The organism is Pseudomonas sp. LB3P25 (assembly GCF_054897985.1).
Map to the genome: position 1 here is coordinate 894,459 of NZ_CM142711.1, position 25,016 is coordinate 919,474.

Below are 25,016 nucleotides of genomic sequence, written 5' to 3' on the forward strand. Positions count from 1 at the left end.
GCTGCGTTCGGCTGCGCAGCAGTCGTCAATCCTCCAACCACGATTAACCTGAAAGACCGAGGCGTTTGATTTTACGACTGCTACGCAGCCGAACGCAGGCTTCGCCAGCTGCTACAGGTTATGTGGTGGATTCTGCGGTTAGTGCTGCCAATACGTCTGTCACCGCCCCAAACTCCCGATCAACCCCCGGCAACACCGGCCGCTGCAAAACAAGCACCGGTACCCCATGCTCCCGTGCCACTTCCAGTTTCGGCTCGGTCGCGGTGCTGCCGCTGTTCTTGCTGATCAGCACATCAATCTGCCGACGTTCAAACAGTTCACGTTCGTCCTCGATCAGAAAGGGCCCACGTGCGCCGATGACTTCGCAGCGTTCGTTGCCGGGGTAAACGTCCAGGGCACGCAAGGTCCAGAATTGCTCTGGCGGTATTTCATGCAGATGCTGCAAGGGTTCGCGGCCGAGGGTGAACAGTGGTCGCCGGAACGGTTTCAGCGCTTCGATCAGCTCGGCCCAGTCGCTGACTTCGCGCCAGTCATCCCAAGCCTGTGGTTGCCAGGCTGGGCGTCGCAAGGCCCAGCAGGCAATACCGCTCAACTGCGCGGCAGTGGCGGCGTTCTGGCTGATTTGTGCGGCGTAGGGATGGGTCGCGTCCAGTAGCAGGTCGATCCCTTCATCCCGAATGAACTGCGCCAGGCCTTCAGCGCCGCCGTAACCACCAACGCGAACCTGGCAGGTCAAATCCGTCGGTACGCGTCCGACACCGGCCAGGCTATAGATATGTTCTGGCCCAAGTGTGCGGGCAATGGCCAGGGCTTCGGTCACGCCGCCAAGCAGCAAAATACGCTTCATTGAAAAGCTCCCGCATGACCCACAATCCCACCCTGGCGATCGATGGCAAATACTTCAACCTGAACCTGCGCCGGCACCACGCTGCGGGCAAAGTCCAACGCGTGCTGACACACCGCATCACCCAGGGCGATCCCCGCAGCACTGGCCATCGCCAATGCTTGCTGGCTGGTGTTGGCCTCGCGAATCCCTTGCTGCAACGCTTCATCGGCACCGACCGCTGCGGCCCATTCAGCCAATTGCGGCAGGTCGATGCTCGAATGCCGGCTGTGCAAGTCCATATGCCCGGCCGCCAGTTTGCTGATCTTGCCGAAACCACCGCAGAGGCTGAGTCTATCCACAGGCACTTTGCGCAGATGTTTGAGCACGGCGCCGACGAAGTCGCCCATTTCGATCAGGGCGATTTCCGGCAAGTCGTAAACCCGGCGCATGGTGTCTTCACTGGCATTGCCGGTGCACGCGGCGATGTGCAGGTAACCGTTGGTTTTGGCGACGTCGATGCCCTGATGGATCGAGGCAATGTACGCCGCGCAGGAAAACGGGCGGACGATGCCGCTGGTGCCGAGAATCGACAAACCGCCGAGAATCCCCAAGCGCGGGTTCATGGTTTTCAAGGCCAGCGCTTCACCGCCTTCGACGTTCACCGTGACCTCGAAACCGCCGCGGTAATCGAGTTCCTCGGCCAGCAGGGTCAAGTGATCGGTGATCATCTTGCGCGGCACCGGGTTGATCGCGGGTTCGCCGACGCCCAGCACCAGCCCCGGCCGGGTCACCGTACCGACGCCGCGACCGGCATTGAAGCGAACACCCGGTTCGGCATTCAGCCGCACCCGTGAATAGAGCAAGGCGCCGTGAGTCACGTCCGGGTCGTCCCCGGCGTCCTTGATGGTTCCGGCCTCGGCACCGTCGTCGGTCAACCGGCAGAACTCCAGACGCATCTGCACGTGCTTGCCTTTGGGCAGGACGATTTCCACGGCGTCCGAATGCGTGCCAGCCAACAACAAACATGCAGCCGCCAGACTGGTGGCGGTGGCGCAGCTGCCGGTGGTCAGGCCGCTGCGCAGCGGTGCGGGTTGTTCGGCAGTTTCGTCACGCATCGAAAGGCTTCGTCACTTCCAGCAAGGTAATCGGCAACGCCTGACGCCACGTATCAAAGTCCCCCAACGGTTGCGCTTGAGCAATATGAATGCGTGTCAGCTCGCCGCCGTGCTGTTCGCGCCAGGCCATCAAGGTCATTTCACTTTGCAACGTGACGGCGTTGGCGATCAGTCGGCCGCCGGGTTTGAGTGCAGCCCAGCACGTGTCGAGCACGCCCTCACGTGTGACGCCGCCACCGATGAAAATCGCATCTGGACGCTCGAGCCCGGCCAAGGCCAGCGGTGCACTGCCGCGAACCAGTTGCAGCCCGGGAACGCCAAGGGCATCGCGGTTCTGTTCAATCAACAGCTGCCGCCCTTCGTCAGCTTCGATGGCCAGCGCCCGGCAGCTCGGGTGGGCGCGCATCCACTCGATGCCGATCGAGCCGCTGCCGGCGCCTACATCCCAGAGTAATTCGCCGGGCGTCGGGGCGAGGCGGGCGAGGGTGATGGCGCGCACGTCGCGTTTGGTCAGTTGGCCATCATGCTCGAACGCCGAGTCGGGCAGCCCGGCGAGGCGAGACAGGCGAGGTGCATTCAAGTCGGCCAGGCATTCGATGGCGATTACATTGAGGTCGGCAATGGACGGGGCATTCCAGTCATTGGCGGTGCCGTCGATGCGGTGCTCGGCACTGCCGCCCAGATGTTCGAGAACACTCAGACGACTGGCGCCGAATCCGCGCTCGCGCAGCAACGCCGCGACAGCCGCCGGGCTCTGCCCGTCATTGCTCAGCAGAAGCAACCTCACGCCGCTGAACAACTGCGCATTGAGCGCCGCCAGTGGACGGGCCACCAGTGACAGCGTCACCACGTCCTGCAACGGCCAGCCGAGCCGGGCGGCGGCCAGCGAGCAGGAGGACGGCGCGGGCAGGATCAGCATCTCGGCACTCGGCACCTGACGCGCGAGGCTGGCACCGACGCCGTAGAACATCGGATCACCGCTGGCCAGCACACACACCGCTTCGTCGCGTCGTTCCAGCACTGGCGTGAGAGAGAACGGGCTCGGCCACAACTGGCGTTCACCGCGAATGCACACCGGCAACAAATCCAGTTGACGCTGGCTGCCGACAATCCGCGAGGCGCCCATCAGGGTGCGCCGGGCGTTTTTGCCCAAGCCCATGAAACCGTCTTCACCGATGCCTATTACCGTCAGCCAGGGTGCCATGCCGTTCCTTAACCCAGTGTTCACATTCAAAGCCGGCATCATAACGCGGCCAGTGTTATCAGGCGCGAGTCTATTTGCCATTGAGAGAAGTTGCGGCTTTGAAATTTAATGTTGATAAAACCATTTTTTTACTGTGTCACAAGTCTGTTAGTTTCATTCAAGTTAAATAAAAATGACGGGTTATATAGGTGTCGCGTTATCAGTGGATGGTGGCTGCGAAAATCTTCGTGCAAGTGTCAGTGTTGGCACAAGAACTATGGAAGTGAATGTTATGGATGTAATAAAACATAGCGCAAACGTTGTGGGAAATATCTTGCTGGTTGGCGTTGAAGGTCTGTCGAAGGGGGATCATGATTTTTTAATGAACTGCATATACCTCGCCAGCACGGGGGCAGACAGTTTGTATAACAGCGACACCCAGCCCGGGCAATGGATCGATTACTTCACGGATATTTTCTGGAAGTATGGTTGGCGGCCTGATAATTATGCTGACAAGCCGGTTGTCGAGTACGTCCAGCCTCAGTTTTCGGGAAACGTACAACAGGCTTGGCTTAAAGTCGCGTCTCCCGTTCTCGATCAGAAAAAAGTTGTACAAGTGGAAAAGGGACTGGAAAAGTTTGAGAGCCACGCCAGTCTTCTGCAGCGAACTTTTGGTGCCAGTGGGAAGATCTTCGACCTGAAAATCTCGCCGGTCAGTTACTGCGAGAACGGGGATCTGGAACTGTTGAATACCCATGTGAGGTTTATCAAATCAAGCCTGAACACTGGTTATCTGTTTTGGATGGTCACGCAGAAACTGACTCAATTGGACATCAGAGCCAGACGGGTCGTAATCTCGCGCCGGGTCATGGACGCACGCCGAAATGAAGTGGAAAAAGCTGTAGAAGCCCTTGCGGCCAAATTGATCGACTATGAATTGTAAGCGTTGTCAGGCTTATGGCTCATTAGTCCGGTTGCGACACGACCATTGATTCCGACCGGCAGGCAAAGCAGGCATAATGGCGACCTTTCACCCGCCAAAGCGCCTCCAGCCAGCCGGTCATCCCTTGAACGAACGCCTGCTTTCACCTTCGTTACGTCCCTCGGCCTGCCCGGGGTTGTTGCGTATCGTCCAGGCGCTGGACGGTGGCATCTGCCGGATCAAGTTGAATGGCGGTTCGATCAGTGCGGCCCAGGCCGAAGCGGTGGCCAGTGCAGCTGAGCGGTTCGCCGGCGGCGTGATCGAGGCGACCAACCGCGCCAACCTGCAAATTCGCGGGATTGGCAGTGAACATGGCGCCATGATCGATGGCCTGATGGCTGCCGGGTTGGGCCCAAGCACCGCCGCTGGCGACGATGTGCGCAACCTGATGCTCAGCCCGAGCGCCGGGATTGATCGGCAGATGCTGTTCGACACGCGACCGCTGGCCGAAAAGATCCTCGCCACGCTGCAAAGCCATGAACGCTTTCACGACCTGAGTGCCAAGTTCGCCGTGCAACTCGATGGCGGCGAAGGCTTGGCGATGCTCGAACATCCCCATGACCTGTGGTTGTCCGCCACTGAGCGAGACGGCGAGCTGGTTTTTGCATTCGGTCTGGCGGGGTGTCCCGTGGACTCGCCAGTGGGCGCGGTGTCACTGGAGCAGGGCCACGCGCTGGTGGTCGCGGTGCTTGAGTTGTTTCTTGACCTGGCGCGCCCCGAGCAGACACGCATGCGGCATTTACTCGCTGAATGCTCGCTCGACGGGTTTCTCGCTCGTCTGGCCGAGCGCGTGCCGTTGATGTCCATTTCGGGCTGGCAGCGCGATGTCAGCCCGGGTGTCCTGCACATCGGTGCTCATCAACAGTGTGATGCCGAGCGTGTGTACATCGGCGCGGTGCCGCCGTTGGGCCGTCTCAATCCCGCGATGCTCAGAGGCGTCGCGCAACTGGCACGTGAACAGGGTGACGGCAGCCTGCGTTTCACCCCTTGGCAAAGCCTGTTGTTGCCCGGTGTTCATGGCGACGATGTGCCGCAAGTTATCCACAACCTTGAACAACTCGGCCTGCGTTGCTCGGCTGACGATGCCTTGGCGCATCTGATCGCCTGCACCGGCTCGACGGGTTGCGGCAAAGGGTTGGCCGACACCAAGGGCGATGCCCGACAACTGGCGACGCTGCTGCAACGTCACGGCCAAACGCTGAACGTGCATCTGTCCGGTTGCCCGCGTTCCTGCGCGGCCGCACACATCGCACCCCTCACGTTGTTGGCGGTTTCTCCCGGTCACTACGACCTCTATTTTCGCGATGCAGATCAGCCGAATTTCGGCGCGCTGCACGCACGCAACCTTACTATTGAAGCGGTCGCAGCCTTGCTCGACGCCCGCTCACGGAGTCCCCTTGATGCTTGATTACATCCGCGACGGTCAGGAGATCTATCGCAACTCCTTCGCGATCATTCGTGCCGAGGCCAACCTCGAGCGTATTCCGGCCGACCTGGAAAAACTCGCGGTCCGTGTGATCCACGCCTGCGGCATGGTCGACGCCATCGACGGGCTGCAATTTTCCGAAGGCGCGGGCAAGGCTGGGCGCGATGCGCTGGCCGCCGGCGCGCCGATTCTGTGCGACGCGCGGATGGTCAGCGAAGGCGTGACCCGTACTCGTTTGCCAGCGAACAACGAGGTCATCTGCACCCTGCGCGATGACGGCGTTCCAGAACTGGCGCGCGAGTTGGGCAACACCCGCTCCGCCGCTGCGCTGGAGCTATGGCGCCCGCACTTGGAAGGCAGTGTGGTGGTGATCGGCAACGCGCCGACCGCACTGTTCTATCTGTTGGAAATGCTCGACGCGGGCGCACCGAAGCCCGCGTTGATTCTCGGCTTCCCGGTGGGCTTTGTCGGCGCCGCCGAATCCAAGGCAGCGCTCGCCGCCGACAGTCGTGGCGTGCCTTTCGTCATCATGCAAGGCCGGCTGGGCGGCAGCGCCATGGCCGCCGCCGCCGTCAATGCCCTCGCCACGGAGATCGAATGATGCAGCAACCTGGACGCTTGATCGGCCTGGGCGTCGGCCCCGGTGATCCGGAACTGATTACCGTCAAAGCCCTGCGCCTGCTGCGCGAATCGCCGGTGGTGGCATACTTCGTCGCCAAGGGCAAAAAGGGCAACGCCTTCGGCATCATCGAGGCGCATTTGCAGGACGCGCAAACGCTGCTGCCGCTGGTGTATCCGGTGACCACCGAAGCGTTGCCGGCGCCGCTGTCGTATGAACAAGTGATCAGCGATTTCTACGATGCGGCCGGCGAAGAACTGGCTGCGCACCTGGACGCTGGCCGTGACGTGGCGGTGATCTGCGAAGGCGATCCGTTCTTCTATGGCTCCTACATGTACCTGCACGATCGGCTGGCCGAGCGCTATGAAGCCGAAGTCGTGCCGGGCGTTTGCTCGATGCTCGGCGGCGCTTCGGTGCTGGGCGCGCCGCTGGTGTATCGCAATCAGAGTTTGTCGGTCCTGTCGGGTGTATTGCCCGCCGACGATCTCAAGCGTCGTCTGGCCGATGCCGATGCCGCCGTGATCATGAAGCTGGGGCGCAACTTTCCCAAGGTCCGTCAGGTGCTCGAAGAACTCGGTCTGGCGGAGCGTGCGCTGTACGTTGAACGCGCGACCATGGCCAACCAGAAAATCGTCCCGCTGGATCAGGTTGAGCCGATGTCCTCGCCCTACTTCTCGCTGATCATTGTGCCCGGCGAAAGGTGGCAAGGCTGATGGCCCGTCCAGTTCCGGCGATTGTCATTCTGGGCAATGGCAGCCTCGCGACCGCGCGCAGGATCCAGCAGGTGTACCCCGGCGCGTTGATTCACGGCCTCGCCGAACGAGTGCAAGGCGCGGACTGTGTCTATCACGAGTTCGGCGCCACCTTGCGTGAGTTCTATCAGCAAGACACGCCGATCATCGCCTTATGCGCGGCGGGCATCGTGATCCGCACACTGGCCCCGCTTCTGCTGGAAAAAGGCGCCGAGCCGCCGGTGCTGGCCGTGGCTGAAGACGGCAGCGCCGTGGTGCCGCTGCTCGGTGGCCTCGGTGGCGTGAACGTCATGGCGCGCGAGATTGCCGTCGGTCTCGATGTGGCAGCGGCAATCACCACCAGTGGTGAATTGCGCTTCGGCACCTGCCTGCTCAATCCACCCAGCGGTTACGCCCTCGGCGATCTGGAACTGGGCAAGCGTTTCGTCTCGGATTTGCTCGCTGGCCAAAGCGTACGCGTCGAAGGTGCTGCGCCGTGGCTAGTGCAGGCGCAGTTGCCGGAAGATCCTCAAGCGCATCTGTCGATCCATGTCGGCCATGCCGAGAGGACACCGGCAGCCAATGAATTGATGATCTACCCGCGCAACGTGTTGGTGGCGGTGAGCGGCGAGGTGACAGATCTGCCAGGCGCGATTCGCGCGGCCCTGCATCAGGCGAACATCGCCGTGCAATCGGTGGCGTGTCTGTTGGCCAACGATCTGGACATGGCCAGTGCGGCATTGCGCGAAGCGGCGCTTGAGCTGGGCGTGCCGCTGCGGTTTGCGTCGGTTAGCGGTGGCGTCAGCGAACTGACCCGCGAGACCGTACCGAACGCTAGCGTCGTCTGGACTGACAAAGACATCGCCATCGCGGTAGCCGGCCAGCCGCTGGACCTTTCGCAGATCGGTCGTGCGCGCGGTCGTCTGGCGGTGATCGGTCTGGGCCCGGGTGCCGCCGAACTGATGGTGCCAGCGGTCAAGGCCGAACTGGCCAGGGCCACCGATGTGCTCGGTTATGAAACCTACGTGCGCATGGCCGGGCCGTTTCGGGTCGATCAAGTGCTGCATTGCACCGACAATCGCGAAGAGATGCAGCGTGCCCGCCACGCCTTCGAGCTGGCGGCGCAAGGCCGTTCGGTGATCGTGGTGTCGTCCGGTGACCCCGGCGTGTTCGCCATGGCGGCGGCGGTGCTTGAAGCGTTGCATGAGTCGAGTGAGCCGAGCTGGCACAGCGTCGATCTGGAGATTCTTCCGGGTGTCTCGGCCTCGCTGGCGACGGCTGCGCAGGCCGGTGCTCCGCTGGGTCACGACTTCTGCGTGATGTCGCTGTCGGACAACCTCAAACCCTGGTCAATCATCGAGAAGCGTCTGGACTTGGCCGCCGAAGCCGACCTGGCGCTGGCGTTCTACAACCCGATCTCCCGCGCGCGGCCGTGGCAACTCGGCCAGGCGCTGGAAATCGTCGGCCGGCATCGCACGCCGGAAACGGTGGTAGTGCTGGGTCGCGATATTGGCCGTCCTGGCCAGACGCTGCGGGTCACCACGCTCGGCGAACTGACCCCGGACCAGGTGGACATGCGCACCATGGTGCTGATCGGTTCGTCCACCACCTGCGTATTCCCTCGTGCCGAGGGTGGCGAGTGGGTGTATACGCCGCGCTGGTACGGCGAAAAACCGGCCAATTGAGCCATGGCGGTCAGTTCCGCTGGCCGCCACTGCCCCTCGAATATGTAAGATTTTTCACTGACAAGCACTGGAAACACGTTCGTCTTGACGTCGGAAATCGACGCCGCGAGCGTTGAATTGTTGTGCCCGCGCATCAGTTATTTTACTTCTGTTGTCTTCATGTTCTGAAACAGTCGTTAGAGGCCTTGGTCTTTCTTGATGTATGCAGATAATAAGAGTGTTTTAGGGTGAAAGACTAATAGTTACATTTGCGCTATGAGTTTAAGTGTAATTAATTAATTGCCTGGGTGTGCGGTTGAAGTTTGGGGTTTTATCATTTAGTGTTTTTTGGTCTGGTGAGGGCTGATGCCATTGGGTGATTGTTGTTTTCTCAATAGTGTTTGGTTCTTTCTTGAGTGCTTTTCACATTTAATTACGAAGTTGAAATAATGTCCGAATTTATCTGTCGGTCGTGTCGCTTTGCGTGTGGATATTTCCTTATTAAATTTAATCGATTGCAAGGATGTAACGCGTTATGAACTATGTGGATGGCAGGGCTGCGGCCGGGTACAAGGAATTCGTCGAACTTTTTAAACTGGTTGAACTTGAAACCGCTCTAAAGGACTTCAATGAGACTCCAGAGTATGAGGCGGTCATACGTTATTACTTTGCGTGTATCGATACGCTCAAGCCTGAACGGCAACGGGAGCCGATCGGGTTACTCAAGGAGGCTCTGGCATCGTTACCCGGGTCTGAACTACGTCGTCGGCGCGCCTCGGAGCTGGAGTTGTCGGTCAGTCCCGGTGCCGGCCAGGCACCCGATCTGACGGAGATTTACGAGCGGGTCGAAGCGTTTCAAGGGCGATTAAACAGTCATGTCGCGTTACTCCAATCCACCCCCGTCGACGTGCCGAAGAATCTTCACTTCGTTTGGCTGGGAGGGGGAGTGGGGAATATTCAGCGCGACTACATCAACGTATGGAGGCAGGTTCTGGCCCGTCAGGGCTATACGCTGAAACTTTGGTATGACCGTGATGCACTGCTTGCCCACGAAACCACTCGGGTCATTGTCGAGACGGTAAAAGCAGATGCGATGGCTCAAGGGGGGCAAACGGTTAGCGATCCACAGGCGCTTTCAAACCTGTACGAAGAACGCGCAATCGTACTCAAGACTCAGATGTTTGCGCATATCCAGGAGACCGTAGAAAAAGGCGGCACAGCCGACGAGGCAAGAATTGATCTTCTGGTGCGCGGCTACGGCCAGGATGAAGTCGCGCTGAAAGCATTGCGAGATAAAAATCTTCAAAGTATTTCCATTGAAGGTTTAGAACTTCGGGATGTGAGGGCTGATAAGTCGTTGTTTCGGTTGAGCGATATCTACGAGCGTGAAATCGGATTGCGGGGAAACCTTGCGGCGGCCTCTGATGTTGTGCGTGTCGAGGTGCTGTTAGCCGAAGGAGGCGTGTACTCCGATGTCGATAACTTGCCGCCGCTCGCCAATACACTGGGAAGCGTAGATATAAGTCAATTTAACCCAAATGCTCGTTTGGGTGTTTTGCAGTTGCTGCTTGATCAGAATCCGGAGTGGATGCCGGGCCGACAGGCAAGCAAATATTCAAGCCATGTCGAGAGTATCCCGCAGGCGCATCGTGCAGCATTAGAACAATTTGCCAAAAGCAGCCCCTCGCTCAATGACGTTTTTATTGCCCCCCGTGAACGTCTTGTACGCCCCGATGGTTTGCGGGCAGTACTCGATTCGAACAGTCTGAACAATGCGTTTCTGATGGCGCACGCAGGTTCGCAAACGCTGGAAGCGGTGCGCGATCGTTTCAGAGCCAATTATGATTTTCTCGACAACGTTACCCAACAGGCCATCAAGAATGCCATCCCCTTGACGGATGTCGAGGCGATGATCGAGATGGCGAGTGGAGTTGCGCTTCAACGTTTTGGTGCTAAGGAACAGTTGCCGGAGCTGGAAGAGCACGCGGTGGAAAACTTAATGAAAGGAGTCGTCGGTTATTTTGGCGATGGCATCCTTCCGGATGGTGACAGCACCATCTACATGACGGGGCCTGCTGCAGTACGTCACGGCATGGCGAATGCTCAGAAAATGCCCTACTCCGTCGAAATGATCGAACGCTGGAACGCGGAGGCAATACTCCCGGACAGCGTTAATCGCTTTACCGAAGAAGAGCAGGACCACTCCTGGAAAGTGGCCGAGGGTAACTCGTATCAATGGCTGGTTGATGAAAAAAAGCACTGGCAGGATGGCAAGTACAAAACCCGCTATGCCGGCGATGTCACACAGCTGCTCAAGTACCAGCGTATTGATTTCGAAGAAGGCTGGCCGGTGATCGAAGATCGTCATGTGTTGATCACCGATCTGTTGCAGCAACTGGCCGATGATCTCGGTGAGCCATTTCGCCAGGCAATGAGCCAGCGCCACAACGGCAGCGTGACGTTTGAAAAGCCGTTGTCCCTGAGCTTCGATGACCGGCAAGCGATCATTGCCCAGGACGCCAACATCCGCCCCCCGGCATCCCTCCCGGACGCGGCGACGCAAAATCTGTCGGTGGATGAGCTGCTGAGCCAGGTCGCCAAAGACCCACTGCTCACCGTGAAACTAAACCCGCTGCAACGTCTGTTGTTGGGTGGGCTATTGGGGGTCAACGCCCTGGATAACCAGCATTTTGATGCCGCCAGTGCAACGCTTGAAAACCTTGCCAATACGATGTCGGAGTTGGGACTCATCCACCGTTACGGGGCCATTGAGCGGGAGTTGTTCAAGCAAAGTCATCCGGCTTTCCTTGCCGGGTTGACGCGTGCTTCCAACCCGCCTGTGGCCTTGTCCGAAACGAGTGTTGAACTCAAGAAACAGGCACTCGGACGTCCGCTGACCCTGCAGGAGTGGGGACGTTCGGTCGCCAGAATTCAGCAAGTGGCGAAGCTCGAATACCGCGACCGGATCGGCGAACGAATCGGTGAAGTGTTGGAGAGCTTCGATCACGGCAGTTTCAAAATGGTGCCGCAGGACTTGCTGCTCGAAGGCGCGGGTGACCGGGTTGCCGGACGCTGTTACCCACTGGCGCTGGCCATGGCGGCAGCGCTCCACAAAGGCAACACGGCGGCAAACACCTTGAGAGAACGCTTTTACCTGGCCGTCACCGAACCAGAGGCCGGGGATTCAAAGGCGTTTGTGAGCATGATCGAGGAGTTGCGTGACGCACCTGTCAATGACATAGGCAAGCCATTGATGCGCTCTGATCTGGCTCAGGTCGTGGCGATACTGGAAGAAAAAACGGCCAGCACTTCCGTGATGCTCAATTCGGACAATCACTCGATGCTGGTGGCGAAAATCTTCGAAGGCGAGCACAGCGTTTATCTGCTCTACGACCCGAATTTGGGGATCTTCGAGGTTGTTACGTCGTTGGCGTTCAGTGACGCGTTGACGCACTTTTTCCTGCGCAAACAAATGGCCACGCATTACGCAGCTTTTGGCGATGCACAACGGCCGACCTTTGATCTGATCGAGCTCGATGGCGCCAAACTGAACAAGATCGTGCTTGCATCCGGCAGTGAGGTATCAAGCCTGTCCGAGCCAGGTGCTTTGCCAGAGCAAGCGCTGCCCAGGGTTCGGCAACGCGTGGCCATAACACGTGGGCGATCGCTGGTCAACAATGCGGCCCTGGGCAGTTCATTGCTGGAATTGGACGCGCACTGGTGGGGCGGGCAGATCGCGCAGGCGACACGGCAATTGCAGGAGCAACACGGGCTGGCGTCGGGCGCTGTCGCGTTGTTCGAGACACTGGAGATAACCCCGACAGGCGCTTACAAAATCAGTCTGGTCAACACTGATTCCGCGAAGACCATTGTGCGTGTGATCTCTGAGGACCATCGACTCCTGAGGATAAAAAACTTTCTCTCGGAAACCTTCCATACGTTGGCCGCTCGACCGCGAGCACCAGCACCAGCCCATTCGCTTGATCCGACGGACGCCGGAAGCGTTCATACGCTCAATGCCGGGTTCACCATCCAGGCTCTGATGAACGCGCTGCGGCATCATGAGAGCGCGGCCAGCGGAGGTGATAAGGCTCTGACCACCGCTATTCGCCTGCATGCCTATGTCAACTACGCCCAACTGGCCCATGGCAACGTGGTGGATGTGATTGGCATTGTGAAACTGGTGCGTCAGGCACTGGACGATGAAAAGCTGATCGCCCGCACCAGCGCACCTTTAGTGCAAAAGGCTTTGGGGCATGTCGCCAATGAAGGCGTCGGCACGGTGTTGGGGTTGGTGAATGTCGGGTTTGATATTTATCAGTTGAGCCATGCCACCAATGACATTGAAAAGGCGCAGTTCGGAACGCAGTTGGCGTTCGATTCCGCGAGTGCGGTGTTGGGCGCAGCCGGGCTGGGGGCGGCACTGGCTGGCGCGGGTACAGCGGCTGCGGTGCTGGGCGGCGCCGGGGTGATTCTGAGTGGGCTGGCAGTGGGCGTTGCTGCGCTGGCCGAAGGCTTTGCCACCATTGCCGAGGAGGCCAAAGAGGTCGGCCTGTTTTTTGAGGGGGTGGAAGAGGCTTATCTGCAGGGCGGCTATCATCTGGACAAGGCGTCGAATGCCTGGATTGCGCATCCCTTGACGGTCTTCGCCGAAGTGGATTTGCACGCATCCACCGTTCATTTCGACAGTCCGAAACTGTTCCCGCTTCGGGATCATTTCGGGGTTCCGGATTTCGATGTGAACTACGCATCTGCCACTGATATTCGCCAGGGACTTGGTTTGCCAGACTCGGCGCGTTTCTCACCGCAGGCGAGGCAGACAATCGTTCTGCCTTGCACACCCAAGACCTGGTACGGCTATGAATACAAGTTGTTGCCTTTTGTCACGTTTCGTCATGCCCATGGGTTCGATACGGCGCGACGCCTGGAGAAAAAGAACCAACAGGGGCAATGGCAGTTCCTGTTTTCGTTTTACTCTTTTCCTGGTGAGTATGTCGTCAACAAGCTGAACCCGGTCTATAAACCCACGGTATTCAATGTTCGTCTCGATAATGTCGAGCGCTCGCTGGCGGTCCCTGCTCTGCCCAAAATGTGGCATAGCCTGATCACCTACAGGATTGAAGGTGCAGGTGCGCAATGTTCCGTGCAGCTCAACCCGGGTGTGAGCCTCGAACTGGACGCGCCGGGACACACCGCGATGCGCTGGTTGCTGTTGGCTCCCTGGCTGAATGAGGCAGACATCCAGATAGAACCGGCGGGGCGCCTTGTTTCAAGCACGTTGGATATGAAGTTCAGTGGCAGTGGCGTACACGATGTGTTGCTCAAGCTGGCGGGTAACAAACTCATGCGCGTTGATCTTGTAGCCCGTCGGCTCGAGCTCATGGAAGAACAAGCCGATCCGGCCCTCGGGGAGCAAGCATTGCTGGATCATTTCAAGTCACTGGCTCGTGAGCATCGCCTGGCCATGCCTTATACCCGCGTTCATGACTTTGTGGTGCCGTTTGAGAAGCCGGACGAACCGAGGACGGTGGCCGCGTATTACGATTCAGCTCAGGATCGTTTTCTGTATATCCGCGACGCGAGTGTCGTGTTGTCCGATGAGGCGATATTGGGCGCGGTGTTGGAGAACTCGGCCTACTTCTATCACCCCGAGAGTTTCGATGTCTGGCAGGTCGATGCGATCACCGGCACTCTGGTTCAGCGCTATCGTTTGCTTGTAAGAGATGGCCTGACGATTGTCCGCTGTGAGGCCGTGGCCAATGGCGGCATTCAGATCGTGCAGCAGCTCACTCGAGAGGGAGGCGAGCACGATGAGCTGACCTACCTGATCCATGACCGGGCAGTGGCGCTCAGCTCGATCACCCGCGGTCAGGACCCTGCATTGCAGGCCGTTTTGGAGGCTGACACGCTGACGGACTGGAAGCAGGTACTGGGCGACTATGTGTTGCCGGCAGCGTCCGCCAACACAGTGAACTGGCGTCCCGGTGCACTGGTTTCGATTTGTTGGCAGATTGATGCCAAGTGGCGGGATCTGGTCTGGGTGCGCGACGGTGACGGGTTGATCATCCGTGCGCCTGCCCGGCGTCACCATGCGCGGGGATGGAAGGATTCGATCAAGGACTTGAATGAGCTTCTGCTTATCGCTCCCGCCGGTGCCGAGGGCGAAGTGTTCGTGACCTACGACAAGCCTTACGCAAGTCTCGTGCGACAACAAAGGTCGATGGTGGAGGGTCGCGCACAATGGTCTTCCAGCGAAATCGCCCCTCTGGGACTGAAAAATGTTGTCGCCGTTGAGCAGGGTTATCTCGCGCTGACCGACGCTGGCCTGTTCTTTAATATGACGCCGGATGGGCATTTGCGATTTGGCGGGCTGACCGAGCACTGGTTCAAGAATCGAGCTCAGTGGTGGTCGGCGCTGGCATCGGTGGCATCGCAGTATCCGGTGCCGAGTTTTGCCATCCTGGGCTTGTCCGGTTTCAAGGGCGAGGCCGGTTTGTGTGCCTGGTACCTGGATGATCGGTTGCTACTCGCTGAAATGGGGCACGGCAAAGAAGTACGGTTGTTGAGTATTACCCCGGACAACCAAGCCGCCTGGCTGTTTGATCGTTCGACCGGCAAGATTGTCCGCCAGGGTTTCATCGATGCGGACTACTTGAGCGCGGCATTTGCCCAGGGAACGAAACTGTTAGTGGCAGAGGCATTGCCTGCCCCAGTGCAGGAATGGGCGACCTGGACTTTTAGCGACGTAACGGTGGAGGGCACTGGCCTGAAGGCCACGACGCTTGAAGGCGTGGAGGTGGATTTACAGCACAATGAACCGGCACGGATTACGGGCGTTGACAGCCTTTGGGTCGCTGCACGGGAAGGTGCATTGAGTGAAGGTCTGGCGGCGCTGGCGAACGAACATCGATGTGCCGATTTTCTGTCCGTCAAAGACCCCGACAACCTGCAGTGGTATGTGGTCCGAACCGGGCGGTTGATCCGTATTCCGAAGGCTGCCATTGCTGAGCAATACGCGCTGGTGGGCACCCGGGACCAAACCAATGTGATGCTGCACGAGCGCGGGGACGGTTTTTTGCACACCTATCCGCAAAATAACAGGGTCGGACCGCTCGACTATATCGAGCGAAACGCCGAAGTATTGGTGGTTGAAGGGCCGAAGACGGGCAACGACCTGCTGCCGATGATTGCCGATGATGTCAGTATCCTGGTGCTCAAAATGGGTCAAGGTTCAACGACCAGTCGATTAACCAGAGCAGCGTGGTTGAAACTCGAATCGGTCATTGTCGATTGCCGCTATTCACTCGATCACCCGCCTTCGATTCCGGGAAAACTGATCTGGGATGTCGTGGTTGCGGATCAGTTGTGGGTGAGCCGGGTCGATGAGCACTTGGTGATTGTTGATTCCGACAGCGGGCACAGTTTGATCGTGCGAGGCGTCTGTTCGAACGATGTCAATGTGCGGGGCGATGTATATATATCGATCAAGGGGTATCCGTCTTTCGCTGTATCGAAAATAGTGACTCCGTTATTGGCGCAAAAGAGCCCTCCGGCCAGTGTGGCATTAAAACAACTATTGGCATCGGCTTGGGTTGTGTCGACGGAACAGCATTTGGCGCAGGTTTAAATATCTAATTAAGGCGACATGGCATCGGGCGATCTATTCGTCCGATGTTGTTGGGCTGTGTTTGTCACATTTTTTTGAGGCATGGAAGCGATGAGTGAATTGCAAGTATGGGCGATGGCGGGTCAGTCTTTTTCACAGGTTTTCTACCCGGGTGAATTGCCATGGATATGGCAAGAGTTTTCATCTGCTTCCGAGTATGAAACATTGCATCGGTACTATAAGGCCAGTTCTGACAGTCAGCTGTGGTCTGAGCAATTGGCACCTGCTTTGTTATTTAAGGATGCATTCGATTCGTTGGTTGCTAATCGAAAAGGCCCGGCATCAGCAAAATTATCTGATATTTCTGCACGGCTTGATAATTATGTAAATCGACTAAAAAACACCGTTCAGATGTTCAGCCCAGTGTTGCCTGAAGTGCCTAAAATCATGCACTTTGTTTGGGTGGGTGGTAGCGAGTTTGGGGGCAATCAGCGGGACTATCTCAATATCTGGAAGCAAGTGCTAAGTAACGACGGGAATACTCTGAATCTTTGGTATGACCCTGACGCACTGATGGCTTTTGATACCAATCGGATTATTACCCAGGCCGCCAAGGCGCATGCCATGGAGTCCGGCGGGGCTGAAATGACTCGTCTCAAGGATCTTTCCGAACTCGTCGAACGTCGCGTAGAGGTGCTACGGCGGCAAATGTTCGAACACGTAAAAGCCGTTCAACAGCGTGGCGGCAAAGCTGACGACGCGCGCATAGATTTGCTGGTCAATGCATATGGACAGGATCGGGCCACGCTTGAAGCCGCGAGGGCGCGATATCTTGAGAGTCACTTGGCGATGGCAGGGGAACACGTTCGGGTATGCGATGCCCGTGCGACATTCAGCTCTCACTTTCTGTGGGACGTCTATGAGCGCGAAGTGTCGTTTCGCGGGAATCTGGCCGCCGCGTCGGATGTGGTTCGACTTCAGGCGCAAAGCCTGGGGGGCGGCACTTACAGCGATCTGGACTACTTGCCGCCATTGGTCGAAGTGATGGGCGGTGTAGACATCAGCAAATATTCTTTCAATCAAAAGTTGGGTGTCTTGCAGTTGTTGCTCAATGGTAATCCTGCCTTGATGCCCCACCGTGATAAAAATCAGTACAAGAGTCAGGTGGAGGCAGTACCTGTCAAAGATCGGGAGGCGTTGGTCAAATTTTCAGCTAGCAATCCTGGCGTGCTTGATATTTTTGCTGCGACCAAGGTGCTGACCGCTCCGCAAGATGGTGTTCGTTTGGGAACGGCGCTTGGCAACAAAGAGATGAACGCTTTCATCACGGCCCATCCAGATTCCGGGATGGTTCATTCGATCATGAAGCGCATTCGCAGTAATTACGATTTGCTACTCAGTGTGGAGCAGAAAATCATCAACACCGGCGCTCATTGGGAAAGTGGTTTGGCCGGGCAGTCCGCCCAGCAACTTCTCCAGCAGGAAAGTGAGCTGACACACCGTCCGCTGGACTATCTGAATCCGTTTATTCCCAAGCTGTACACCGCCATAGGTAACTACCATCGGGATGGAATCTATCCCCAGGCCGATGGAACGATTCTCTTGACCGGGCCCGGCGCTGCCATCTGGGGAATGGAGGATTTTGTGCAAACTCACTGCATTCAGGAGGCCATGGCAGCACTCAAAGGTCAGCTGAAACTCGACACCGGATACAACCGTGCGACGGAAGAAGAGACCATTAGCGGTTGGGTTGACAATGTCACAGAGCTTGAAACGTGGGTGTTGAAAGAACAGCAGAATTGGCGTGAAGGAAAATACAAGACTCGCTACACAGGCAACCTCCCGGAGTTGTTGAAACAACCAACCATGGCCTTCAAACAAGGCTGGCCGGTCATCGAAGGTCGACCGGTTCTGCGAACCGGTCTGCTGCAACGCTGGATGGACGAGTTGGGCGAGCCCTTTATCCGTGCGATGAACGAAAAACTCAGTGGCGAACTGAACTTCGATAGACCCTGGTCCGTGGACTTCGATGATCGCCAGCAAGTGCTCGCCCAGCCCTTGACTGAACTCCCGGTTTCCCACGGCTTCGACCCCATCGGCAACCTGAATGAAATGATCGTTCGCATTGGTCACGGGTCTCTGCCGTTGGATCAGTTGAGCCCGATGCACCGGACGCTACTCGGTGGTCTCTTCGGTGCTCATACGCTGGACAATGTCGGTTTCGACGCTGCCTGGCAGCAGGTCCGCACGCTCGCGGAAAATACAGCCGACCGTGGTTTCTCCCAGCGTTTCATGGCGATCGAGCAGGTGTTGTTGACACAAAAACATCCCGAATTCGTAGCAGGGTTTGATGCGGCTCAGGGTGCTTTTCAACCCGCGAAGGAAAGCGCTCAGCTACTCAAGGCACTCGCATTCGAGAAGCCGATGAGTTTGCGCCAATGGGGTGAGCGCGTGGTCCGGATCAGGCACCAGGTGGAATATGAGCTGCGCAAGTACATCTTGGAACGCAGTGGCGCAGTGCTGGAAACGTTCATCGAATCGGGCGCTACCACGGGGAAGCTGATGCCACAGGGGCTGTTGGTTCGAGGCGAAGGCGACCCCGGAAGGCGCTGCTATCCCCTGGCGCTGCTGATGGCCGCTGCGATTCATCAGGGTGACGCGTCGGTGGAGGCATTACGCGGCAGGTTGGCCAATGCCAATCTATCTCCCGGTGAGAACGACAGTCACGCTTTCCTTCGGGCGCTCGACGATTTGCGCTCCATACCGCAAGCCGATTTTGGCAACAAGCTGGGCGCTTTGAATTTCGATGGCGTGTTAGGCGCTCTGGCGGCTAAATCCTCGCCTTGCACACTCATGCTCAATACCGAGAACCATTCCATGCTGGTGGCCAGGATCGGGACGCCAGAACAAGGTCGTTATTTTTTTTATGATCCTAATTTTGGCGTCTTCGAGTTTGATCGAATAGAGAGTCTCGAGCGTGGGATGAAGCGGCTGTTCAGTGTGCCCGAATTGGCCAGGCAGTATGCAATCGAGGCGTCGGTCAACTCGTCGTTCAACGTGATAGAGCTCGATGGTACGCGCATCGCCAGCAAGCGACTGCCATCGAAACTAAACGTCTTGGCGTTTCTCGGTAATGAGTCCTTGAGCGCTGGCAAGACCGTCGTGCCATGGCAGCATCACGCTGCCTTGCGTGCTCGTGCGTTGTCTGAAAATGCCCGATTGGGTCGCGCATTGTCCGAGCGGGATGCCAGTGTCTGGGCGAAGGAAATTGACCTGGTGACCGCGCGGGTAAGAGCTGCGAACCAGCTCGGGGCAGAGTTCGTTCCCCTGTTCTCAACCGTGCAGGCTCAGGCGGATGACAGCACTGCACTGTCGTTTATGGATATCAAGACATCACAGGTCCACGAGGTTACGAGCAAAGAACCGCTTCTCAAACAGATCAAGGCATTCCTGGACAACACCATCAAACACCTGGCAGGCAAGAATGACAGGCCCGTCAGCCCTGTTGATCCGACTGACGTTTCCGAAGGTAGCAGGTTGAGTTTTGCTTTTGGTTTCCAGACGTTGATCACGGAATTACGCAATCGGGATCATGGCGCGGAGCCAGGAATGGAGTCGAACCTGGCGGTCGCCGTTCGACTTCATGGTTACTTGGGCTATGCGCAGTTAACTCACGGTATCGTGCTCGATACGCTGCAAATGGCCAGCCTGGTTCGGCAACTTGTCAGCGTGGAGCGAGCGATAGCCGTCAAAGCTGTTTCGACGGGCGGGCAGCTGCTGACGCGAGTCGCTGGCCCAGGCTTGGGGCAGGCGCTGGGGGTGGTCAATATTGGCTTCGACCTTTACGAGTTTCTCAATGCAGAAAACCACGAGCAAAGCGCGCGCTTTGGTACTCAACTGGTGTTCGACGTCGCTGCGCTTGCACTCGATGGCGTTGCGTTGGTGGCTGGGGGAACGGCCGGCGCGGTGGCCGGGGCGCTGTCGGTGCCCTTGCTGGGCATCGGAATCGGTGTCACGGCAATAGCCGGCAACCTCGGGCAAATCATGGACAAGGCCGAGAAAGTGGCCGAATTGTTTACCCGATTCAAAATGGCCTATAGCCCAGAGGCTTTTTCGTCCAACGAGGGTTTTGTATCGGTCATGCCCGAGGCGGTGGTGGATACCCTGGATCTTCGTGAAGGCGTGATCGTGTTCGATAGCCAAGGGCTCTTTCGTTCAATGGGTGGCTCTGGGCTTCCACGGCCCGATGGAAACAAAGAGAACGCCATTGTTATTCGCGAGAGCATGGGGCTACCAAAACAGGTCGCGATTCCCGGCCCGCGCGTTCACGGCCGATTCAATGCTGTCCCGACTGGCTCGGCCTTGCTGCTTCCCGGTACTCCAAAATGCTACTACGGCTATGAATACCAACTGGGTTCTGATCCAGAAGCATTTGAGTGGGAGGACCTGATCAGGTATTCCAGTCTTGTCGGTTACGCAAGCATCGGCACCAAGAAGAAGTACCCGCAATATGAAGTCTTGCGTGATCTTGAAACTAAGGAAGAAGGTTTCTACTTCACCCATGCCAGACCCTTCCGGCACATCCTCTACAAACTAAATCCAGTCTATGAGCCCACGACGATTAACGTGCGGGTCGGAAATGAGACGCGGGCACTGTACGTTCCTGAATTGCCGCGGGAGATCAGCGGAAAGGTTTCTTACCGAATCGATACGGTAGGAGGGCCGTATGCGCTGTCACTCAGGCCGGGTGTGGTAGCGGTCACCCTCAGCGCACGTCCAGATAAGGAGGCCTTGAGCTGGGTATTGATCGCCGACTGGACGGAGCCGCAACAGGTCAGTGTCGAGAGTTTTGGGCTGAGCATTGACGGTATTCACGTGAATATCGCGGTTGGCACCGAAGTTTTTGTTCAGACACGTCGTGCAGAAATGTACCGCGTTGTCTGGAGCACCCGGCAACTGAGTCTCGCCACGCTCAAGGCGAAAAAAGGCAATTATTCCCGGACTGAACGGGAGCGTTTAAAAAAGCTTTATCAGGAACAGCGGCTGGATGGCGCCATTGTGCCCCTGGGCGAATTTCAACTGCCGTTCGGCAACCCGCAAAACCCGCAACGCACTGCAGGCTGGTATGAGGTCGCAAAAGAACGCTTCATCTACGGTCGCCAGTTTCTGGGCCCCGTCAGCGAAAAGCTTCAGCTGGCGGCTGTGCAGGGGGATCACGCGTACTTCTATCATCCGGATTACCCTCTGATTTGGCGCGTCAATGCGATCACCGGATTGACGACCTGGTGTTACCGCGTACTTAACCCCAGCCGTCAATTCGCAGTGATCGCCAGTTGTCTCGATCTGGGGGCAGGGGTCATACAAGTGACTCAGACGGTACGTCTGACGCCAACACAGCGTTATGTCGTGGTTTATCTGATTCAGGGTCAGGAAATCGTACTGGTGTCTGTCACCACCGAGCCTCCGGATTACTTTGATTCACTTGAAGGTGTGCTTTCGTTGTTCAAGCAAGTGGATTCTCCGGTGGTCGCTGATAGCGGCAGCGCCGAGAGGTGGGCGTCATGGAAGCCGGCGCGGTTTGTGACGGCAATGTCCGGTGAGATCGACAAGCCGTCGTTGCCGAGATGGATTTTCAGCGAGGGCAATCAGGTCATGCAACCGCGTCTGCCTTCCGGCGAGATCAGTGCGCAAGCGTTGCAGCTGACCCTTTTGCCAATGGGCGATGCGGATGCTCAGGCGTTCCTGTTTTATGACGCTCACAGTCAATTTATCTACCAGCAGCAACTGACTGCGTCCCCGGAGACAACGGCCCGGCATGTCCCCCTGCCGGGTAAGGTGACGCTCTCGGGCCGAGAGGGTCGATACCAGGCCATCAACGACTACGGACTGATCTTTGACCTTCGAGCGGATGCCAGCTTTTTCCTGTGGGGCGTTACCGGCCGATGGCTCAACTCACACCCTGACTGGTTGAACGAGCTTCAGGTCCTCGGTAAAGAGTTTGCTGTTTCTGTGATTGCACTCAGCGGATTGTCGAACGTTACGGGCCGGATGCCGTTGTTCGCACTCTATGTTGAACACCGACTGTTGATTGTCGATCCAGACCATGAAGGTGACTACCGTTTGCTGGGCACATCCCGGGATGGGAAATACGCCTGGCTACACGGCATGAAGACCGGCCACCTTTATCGCCAGCCTTTTATGACTGATGAGCAATTGCGTATCGCGTTCGGCGGTGGCACACGGCTGCTCCACCGCGAGGCACTCTTGCGACCTGAAAAACAATGGGCTCAATGGTCGTTTTCTGACGTGCTGCCTTATGACGGCGGTTTGCGCGGCCGCACCCGTGACGGGCTCAATATCGACATGGTTGAGGCTGGGGCGGCCCGCATCATAGGTGTCGAGCACGTTTGGTCTTATCGTTCTGGCGAGTCGATCGAGGCGTTAACGGCGCGATTGAAGGACCTTGTCTCCCGTCACGCGCATGTGCCGTACCTTCCGATTGGAAACGCCGGAAGTCGCTTTCGTTACTACGTGCCGCAGCTCAATCGTGTGTTCAGCATTTCCGGACGGTCTGACGGCCAGTGGTCGAACTTTCTCGGTACGAAGAATGAAACGATTCCTGTGCTGTTTGACCCGGTGGACGGGCTGATATTCAACCGCGATACGCACGGCGTTTTGTGGGTCAAGGCAAGCAAGGCTACCCGTGACGGCGACGTCATGACGCTAGAGATACCTGGTGAGGTGAACGATCTTTTGGCGGTGGTTCCCGATGGTGTGAGCACATTGGTCCTGGGGTGTGCCGAAACGGGATCGACTTACCGAGTATCGGAGGCAGCCTGGCAGCACTTGGACTGTATTGTTGTTGATTGCAGTGACGTGCAGGGGAGTGAAACTCAAGCGCCTGGCCACTTGATACTGGAGACGGTTGTCCGGGATGGCTGGCGGGTGGATCGGGTGGAACGGCATCTGTTGTTTACCGATCCCGACAATGGCCGAAGCGTGATCTTTCGCAATGCCCACGGTAGTCGTTCCGCGTTGCGCAGGTTGCCAAGCCTGAGCCTTCAAGTCTTGGGTGGCACGCTGGAGGTCACGGTTGATGAACTCCTGGAGGTAACGGCCAATCACGGTGAAAGCAGTCTTGAGCTCAGGGCGGTTGTTGAGCGGTTGAACGAGGTGTGATGCATTCGGGCATCAGGGTACGAGGTAACCTTTCACACCCGTGAAAATAATCTGTGCCGCCAGCGCGCAGACGAACAACCCCATCAGCCGGCTGACGATCTGCAAGCCCTGGTCACCGAGAATCCGCTCGATACGGTTGGACAAATAAAGCACCACGCCGACGGTGAAACTGGCCAGGGCAATACTGAGAATGGCCGTGAGTTTGTCGTCCCAATGCGGCTGACTCACGCCCATGACCAGCAGGGCGCCGATGGTGCCGGGGCCGACCGTCAGGGGAATGGTCAGCGGGACGATGGTCACGTCCTGCTGCACGTTGTCGGTTTGCACCGCCGACTTTCCCTGAGCCATGCCAAGTGCCGAGATGAACAGCACACTGCCGGCACCGATGCGAAAGGCGTCCACGGTGATGCCGAAAACACTGAAAATCACCCGCCCGAACAGGTACAGCAAGACGCTGGAAACCAGCGTGGCAGTCGCCACTTTCCAGGCCAGTCGCCGTTGTTCCTTACGCGAATAGCCGCGGGTCAGGCTGATGAAGCAGGACAACACGAAGAACGGGCTGTAGAGCACCAGCATCTTCAGGTAAACGCTGAATAACACAGGGAGCATGGTTTCGGCTCGCATCAAGAGAGGAGTGAGGCGAAGTCTATCAGTCGATCAATTGCGTGTGGGAATCGGGTTTCAATGACCTGGTTGTTATTTGTTTTTATTTGCGTGCTCTGAACTAAGGATATGGTGTTAGTTGTTATGGGGTGGCGGGATATGATGTTACATGTTTTGGTTTGTTAGTGTTCGCTTGTTGGGTTATTGTTTTTTCCGCAAGTTCATGAGGAACTTGCTTTAATGTAAATAAGGAAGTTGTTATGAATGACCAAGTAGTTAGTGAGCAGTATATTGCGGGTTGTGTTAAGCGTCTGCAGGAATATGAACTGGATGATGGGATGACTATTCGCCCTCGTAGTCTGTTGACGACGGGTGACAAGGTTGAAGAACCTTCGAAAGCCTCTATTGTGGGCGAAGGTGTGTTGTCTTTCAGCAGTAACCTCAGTGGTGAGAACCGGTCGGATGCGCAGAACGCTTTTCTCTATGCGAGCCTTGCAGCGAACAAAGCGTTTCCAGAGGAATCCCAGGGTAAAGAATGGTATGGAAGGTTTGTGAAAGTCATGACCGACGCAGGCTGGTCGCCTACCAGCAAGTACTACAACGACTTGCTCATCAGCGGAACCAGTGTCCGTATGGACAAACTGGTGTTGGAGATTCTTGGCTCGGTGGTCGCTGGCGTTGCACTGCCTGGTCCGACGACTGCATTGATGTTGAAAGTGGCGGGGGAGGCGCTTACAGCCCTGCAAAAGCGCGATACGGCACTGACAGTTTATGAGCGAAATCTGTTGGCGCATGGCGTAGGCGGAATTGCGACCGGTGCGTGCACTGAACATAATGGCGTAGCCACTTTTGCCCTGGGTGCGGTGCGGTTTTCACGCAGGAACACGTCGACCAAAGTGCTGTTTGTCGATGTGGATACTCGTAATGTGAATCTGTATCGCGGTGAGACTGTATTTACAAAAAATGATACGGTCGCCAAAGCCGCTCGTGGAATTATTGAGAACAAACTTATTGTTCATGCCGGCAAAATTGCTGACTATGACATCTAATTGATCTGGAAGGGCAGTCGAGTATCGGCTGCC

The 25,016-nt window shown here is 57.3% G+C and carries 12 protein-coding genes; 8 read left to right on the forward strand and 4 right to left on the reverse strand.

Going from position 1 to position 25,016, the window contains the following annotated elements:
• Positions 1-118: 118 nt before the first annotated feature.
• The 3 genes from ACYZTW_RS03925 to cbiE are packed head-to-tail and all read right to left on the reverse strand — an operon-like array spanning position 119 to position 3,145.
• On the reverse strand, positions 119-847 hold the full coding sequence (locus tag ACYZTW_RS03925; RefSeq protein ID WP_462003817.1) for a cobalt-precorrin-6A reductase: 729 nt from the start codon (positions 845-847) through the stop codon (positions 119-121).
• Positions 844-1,941 (reverse strand): cobalt-precorrin-5B (C(1))-methyltransferase, encoded by a 1,098-nt coding sequence (locus ACYZTW_RS03930; protein ID WP_462003818.1) that lies wholly within the window; start codon positions 1,939-1,941, stop codon positions 844-846. Before ACYZTW_RS03930 ends, ACYZTW_RS03925 begins: the two co-directional genes overlap by 4 nt.
• Positions 1,934-3,145 carry a precorrin-6y C5,15-methyltransferase (decarboxylating) subunit CbiE gene (gene cbiE / locus ACYZTW_RS03935; RefSeq protein WP_462003819.1) on the reverse strand — a complete coding sequence of 404 codons (1,212 nt, stop codon included), beginning with the start codon at positions 3,143-3,145 and terminating at the stop codon, positions 1,934-1,936. Before cbiE ends, ACYZTW_RS03930 begins: the two co-directional genes overlap by 8 nt.
• 271 nt (positions 3,146-3,416) lie before the next feature.
• On the opposite strand from cbiE, the gene ACYZTW_RS03940 reads away from it, so the two are divergent.
• From ACYZTW_RS03940 to ACYZTW_RS03970, 7 genes are all read left to right on the forward strand, one after another.
• On the forward strand, positions 3,417-4,067 hold the full coding sequence (locus tag ACYZTW_RS03940; RefSeq protein ID WP_462003820.1) for a hypothetical protein: 651 nt from the start codon (positions 3,417-3,419) through the stop codon (positions 4,065-4,067).
• Between the two features lie 76 nt (positions 4,068-4,143).
• Positions 4,144-5,514 (forward strand): precorrin-3B synthase, encoded by a 1,371-nt coding sequence (gene cobG / locus ACYZTW_RS03945; protein WP_462003821.1) that lies wholly within the window; start codon positions 4,144-4,146, stop codon positions 5,512-5,514.
• Complete coding sequence (locus tag ACYZTW_RS03950; protein ID WP_462003822.1) at positions 5,507-6,133, forward strand: precorrin-8X methylmutase; 627 nt, start codon at positions 5,507-5,509, stop codon at positions 6,131-6,133. The genes cobG and ACYZTW_RS03950 overlap by 8 nt, the downstream gene beginning before the upstream one ends.
• Positions 6,133-6,864: a precorrin-2 C(20)-methyltransferase gene (locus ACYZTW_RS03955; RefSeq protein ID WP_033053597.1), complete on the forward strand. Its 732-nt coding sequence runs from the start codon at positions 6,133-6,135 to the stop codon at positions 6,862-6,864. Before ACYZTW_RS03950 ends, ACYZTW_RS03955 begins: the two co-directional genes overlap by 1 nt.
• Positions 6,864-8,567 carry a precorrin-3B C(17)-methyltransferase gene (gene cobJ / locus ACYZTW_RS03960; RefSeq protein ID WP_462003823.1) on the forward strand — a complete coding sequence of 568 codons (1,704 nt, stop codon included), beginning with the start codon at positions 6,864-6,866 and terminating at the stop codon, positions 8,565-8,567. Before ACYZTW_RS03955 ends, cobJ begins: the two co-directional genes overlap by 1 nt.
• A gap of 514 nt (positions 8,568-9,081) precedes the next feature.
• Positions 9,082-16,173: a TcdA/TcdB pore-forming domain-containing protein gene (locus ACYZTW_RS03965; RefSeq protein WP_462003824.1), complete on the forward strand. Its 7,092-nt coding sequence runs from the start codon at positions 9,082-9,084 to the stop codon at positions 16,171-16,173.
• Between the two features lie 90 nt (positions 16,174-16,263).
• Positions 16,264-23,331 (forward strand): TcdA/TcdB pore-forming domain-containing protein, encoded by a 7,068-nt coding sequence (locus tag ACYZTW_RS03970; RefSeq protein ID WP_462003825.1) that lies wholly within the window; start codon positions 16,264-16,266, stop codon positions 23,329-23,331.
• A gap of 12 nt (positions 23,332-23,343) precedes the next feature.
• Here ACYZTW_RS03970 and ACYZTW_RS03975 read toward each other — a convergent pair whose 3' ends face one another.
• Positions 23,344-23,940 (reverse strand): MarC family protein, encoded by a 597-nt coding sequence (locus tag ACYZTW_RS03975; protein ID WP_462003826.1) that lies wholly within the window; start codon positions 23,938-23,940, stop codon positions 23,344-23,346.
• Between the two features lie 254 nt (positions 23,941-24,194).
• Between ACYZTW_RS03975 and ACYZTW_RS03980 the strand changes: the two genes are divergently transcribed.
• Positions 24,195-24,983 carry a hypothetical protein gene (locus ACYZTW_RS03980; protein ID WP_462003827.1) on the forward strand — a complete coding sequence of 263 codons (789 nt, stop codon included), beginning with the start codon at positions 24,195-24,197 and terminating at the stop codon, positions 24,981-24,983.
• The last annotated feature ends 33 nt before the right edge of the window (positions 24,984-25,016 follow it).

Bases quoted from the DNA above. Each gene is read 5' to 3' on its own strand.
- ACYZTW_RS03950 (WP_462003822.1), top strand. From the start codon at position 5,507: ATGCTTGATTACATCCGCGACGGTCAGGAGATCTATCGCAACTCCTTC.
- ACYZTW_RS03940 (WP_462003820.1), top strand. From the start codon at position 3,417: ATGGATGTAATAAAACATAGCGCAAACGTTGTGGGAAATATCTTGCTG.
- ACYZTW_RS03965 (WP_462003824.1), top strand. From the start codon at position 9,082: ATGAACTATGTGGATGGCAGGGCTGCGGCCGGGTACAAGGAATTCGTC.
- ACYZTW_RS03955 (WP_033053597.1), top strand. From the start codon at position 6,133: ATGCAGCAACCTGGACGCTTGATCGGCCTGGGCGTCGGCCCCGGTGAT.
- ACYZTW_RS03980 (WP_462003827.1), top strand. From the start codon at position 24,195: ATGAATGACCAAGTAGTTAGTGAGCAGTATATTGCGGGTTGTGTTAAG.
- ACYZTW_RS03925 (WP_462003817.1), bottom strand. From the start codon at position 847: ATGAAGCGTATTTTGCTGCTTGGCGGCGTGACCGAAGCCCTGGCCATT.
- ACYZTW_RS03970 (WP_462003825.1), top strand. From the start codon at position 16,264: ATGAGTGAATTGCAAGTATGGGCGATGGCGGGTCAGTCTTTTTCACAG.
- ACYZTW_RS03930 (WP_462003818.1), bottom strand. From the start codon at position 1,941: ATGCGTGACGAAACTGCCGAACAACCCGCACCGCTGCGCAGCGGCCTG.
- cbiE (WP_462003819.1), bottom strand. From the start codon at position 3,145: ATGGCACCCTGGCTGACGGTAATAGGCATCGGTGAAGACGGTTTCATG.
- cobG (WP_462003821.1), top strand. From the start codon at position 4,144: ATGGCGACCTTTCACCCGCCAAAGCGCCTCCAGCCAGCCGGTCATCCC.
- ACYZTW_RS03975 (WP_462003826.1), bottom strand. From the start codon at position 23,940: ATGCTCCCTGTGTTATTCAGCGTTTACCTGAAGATGCTGGTGCTCTAC.
- cobJ (WP_462003823.1), top strand. From the start codon at position 6,864: ATGGCCCGTCCAGTTCCGGCGATTGTCATTCTGGGCAATGGCAGCCTC.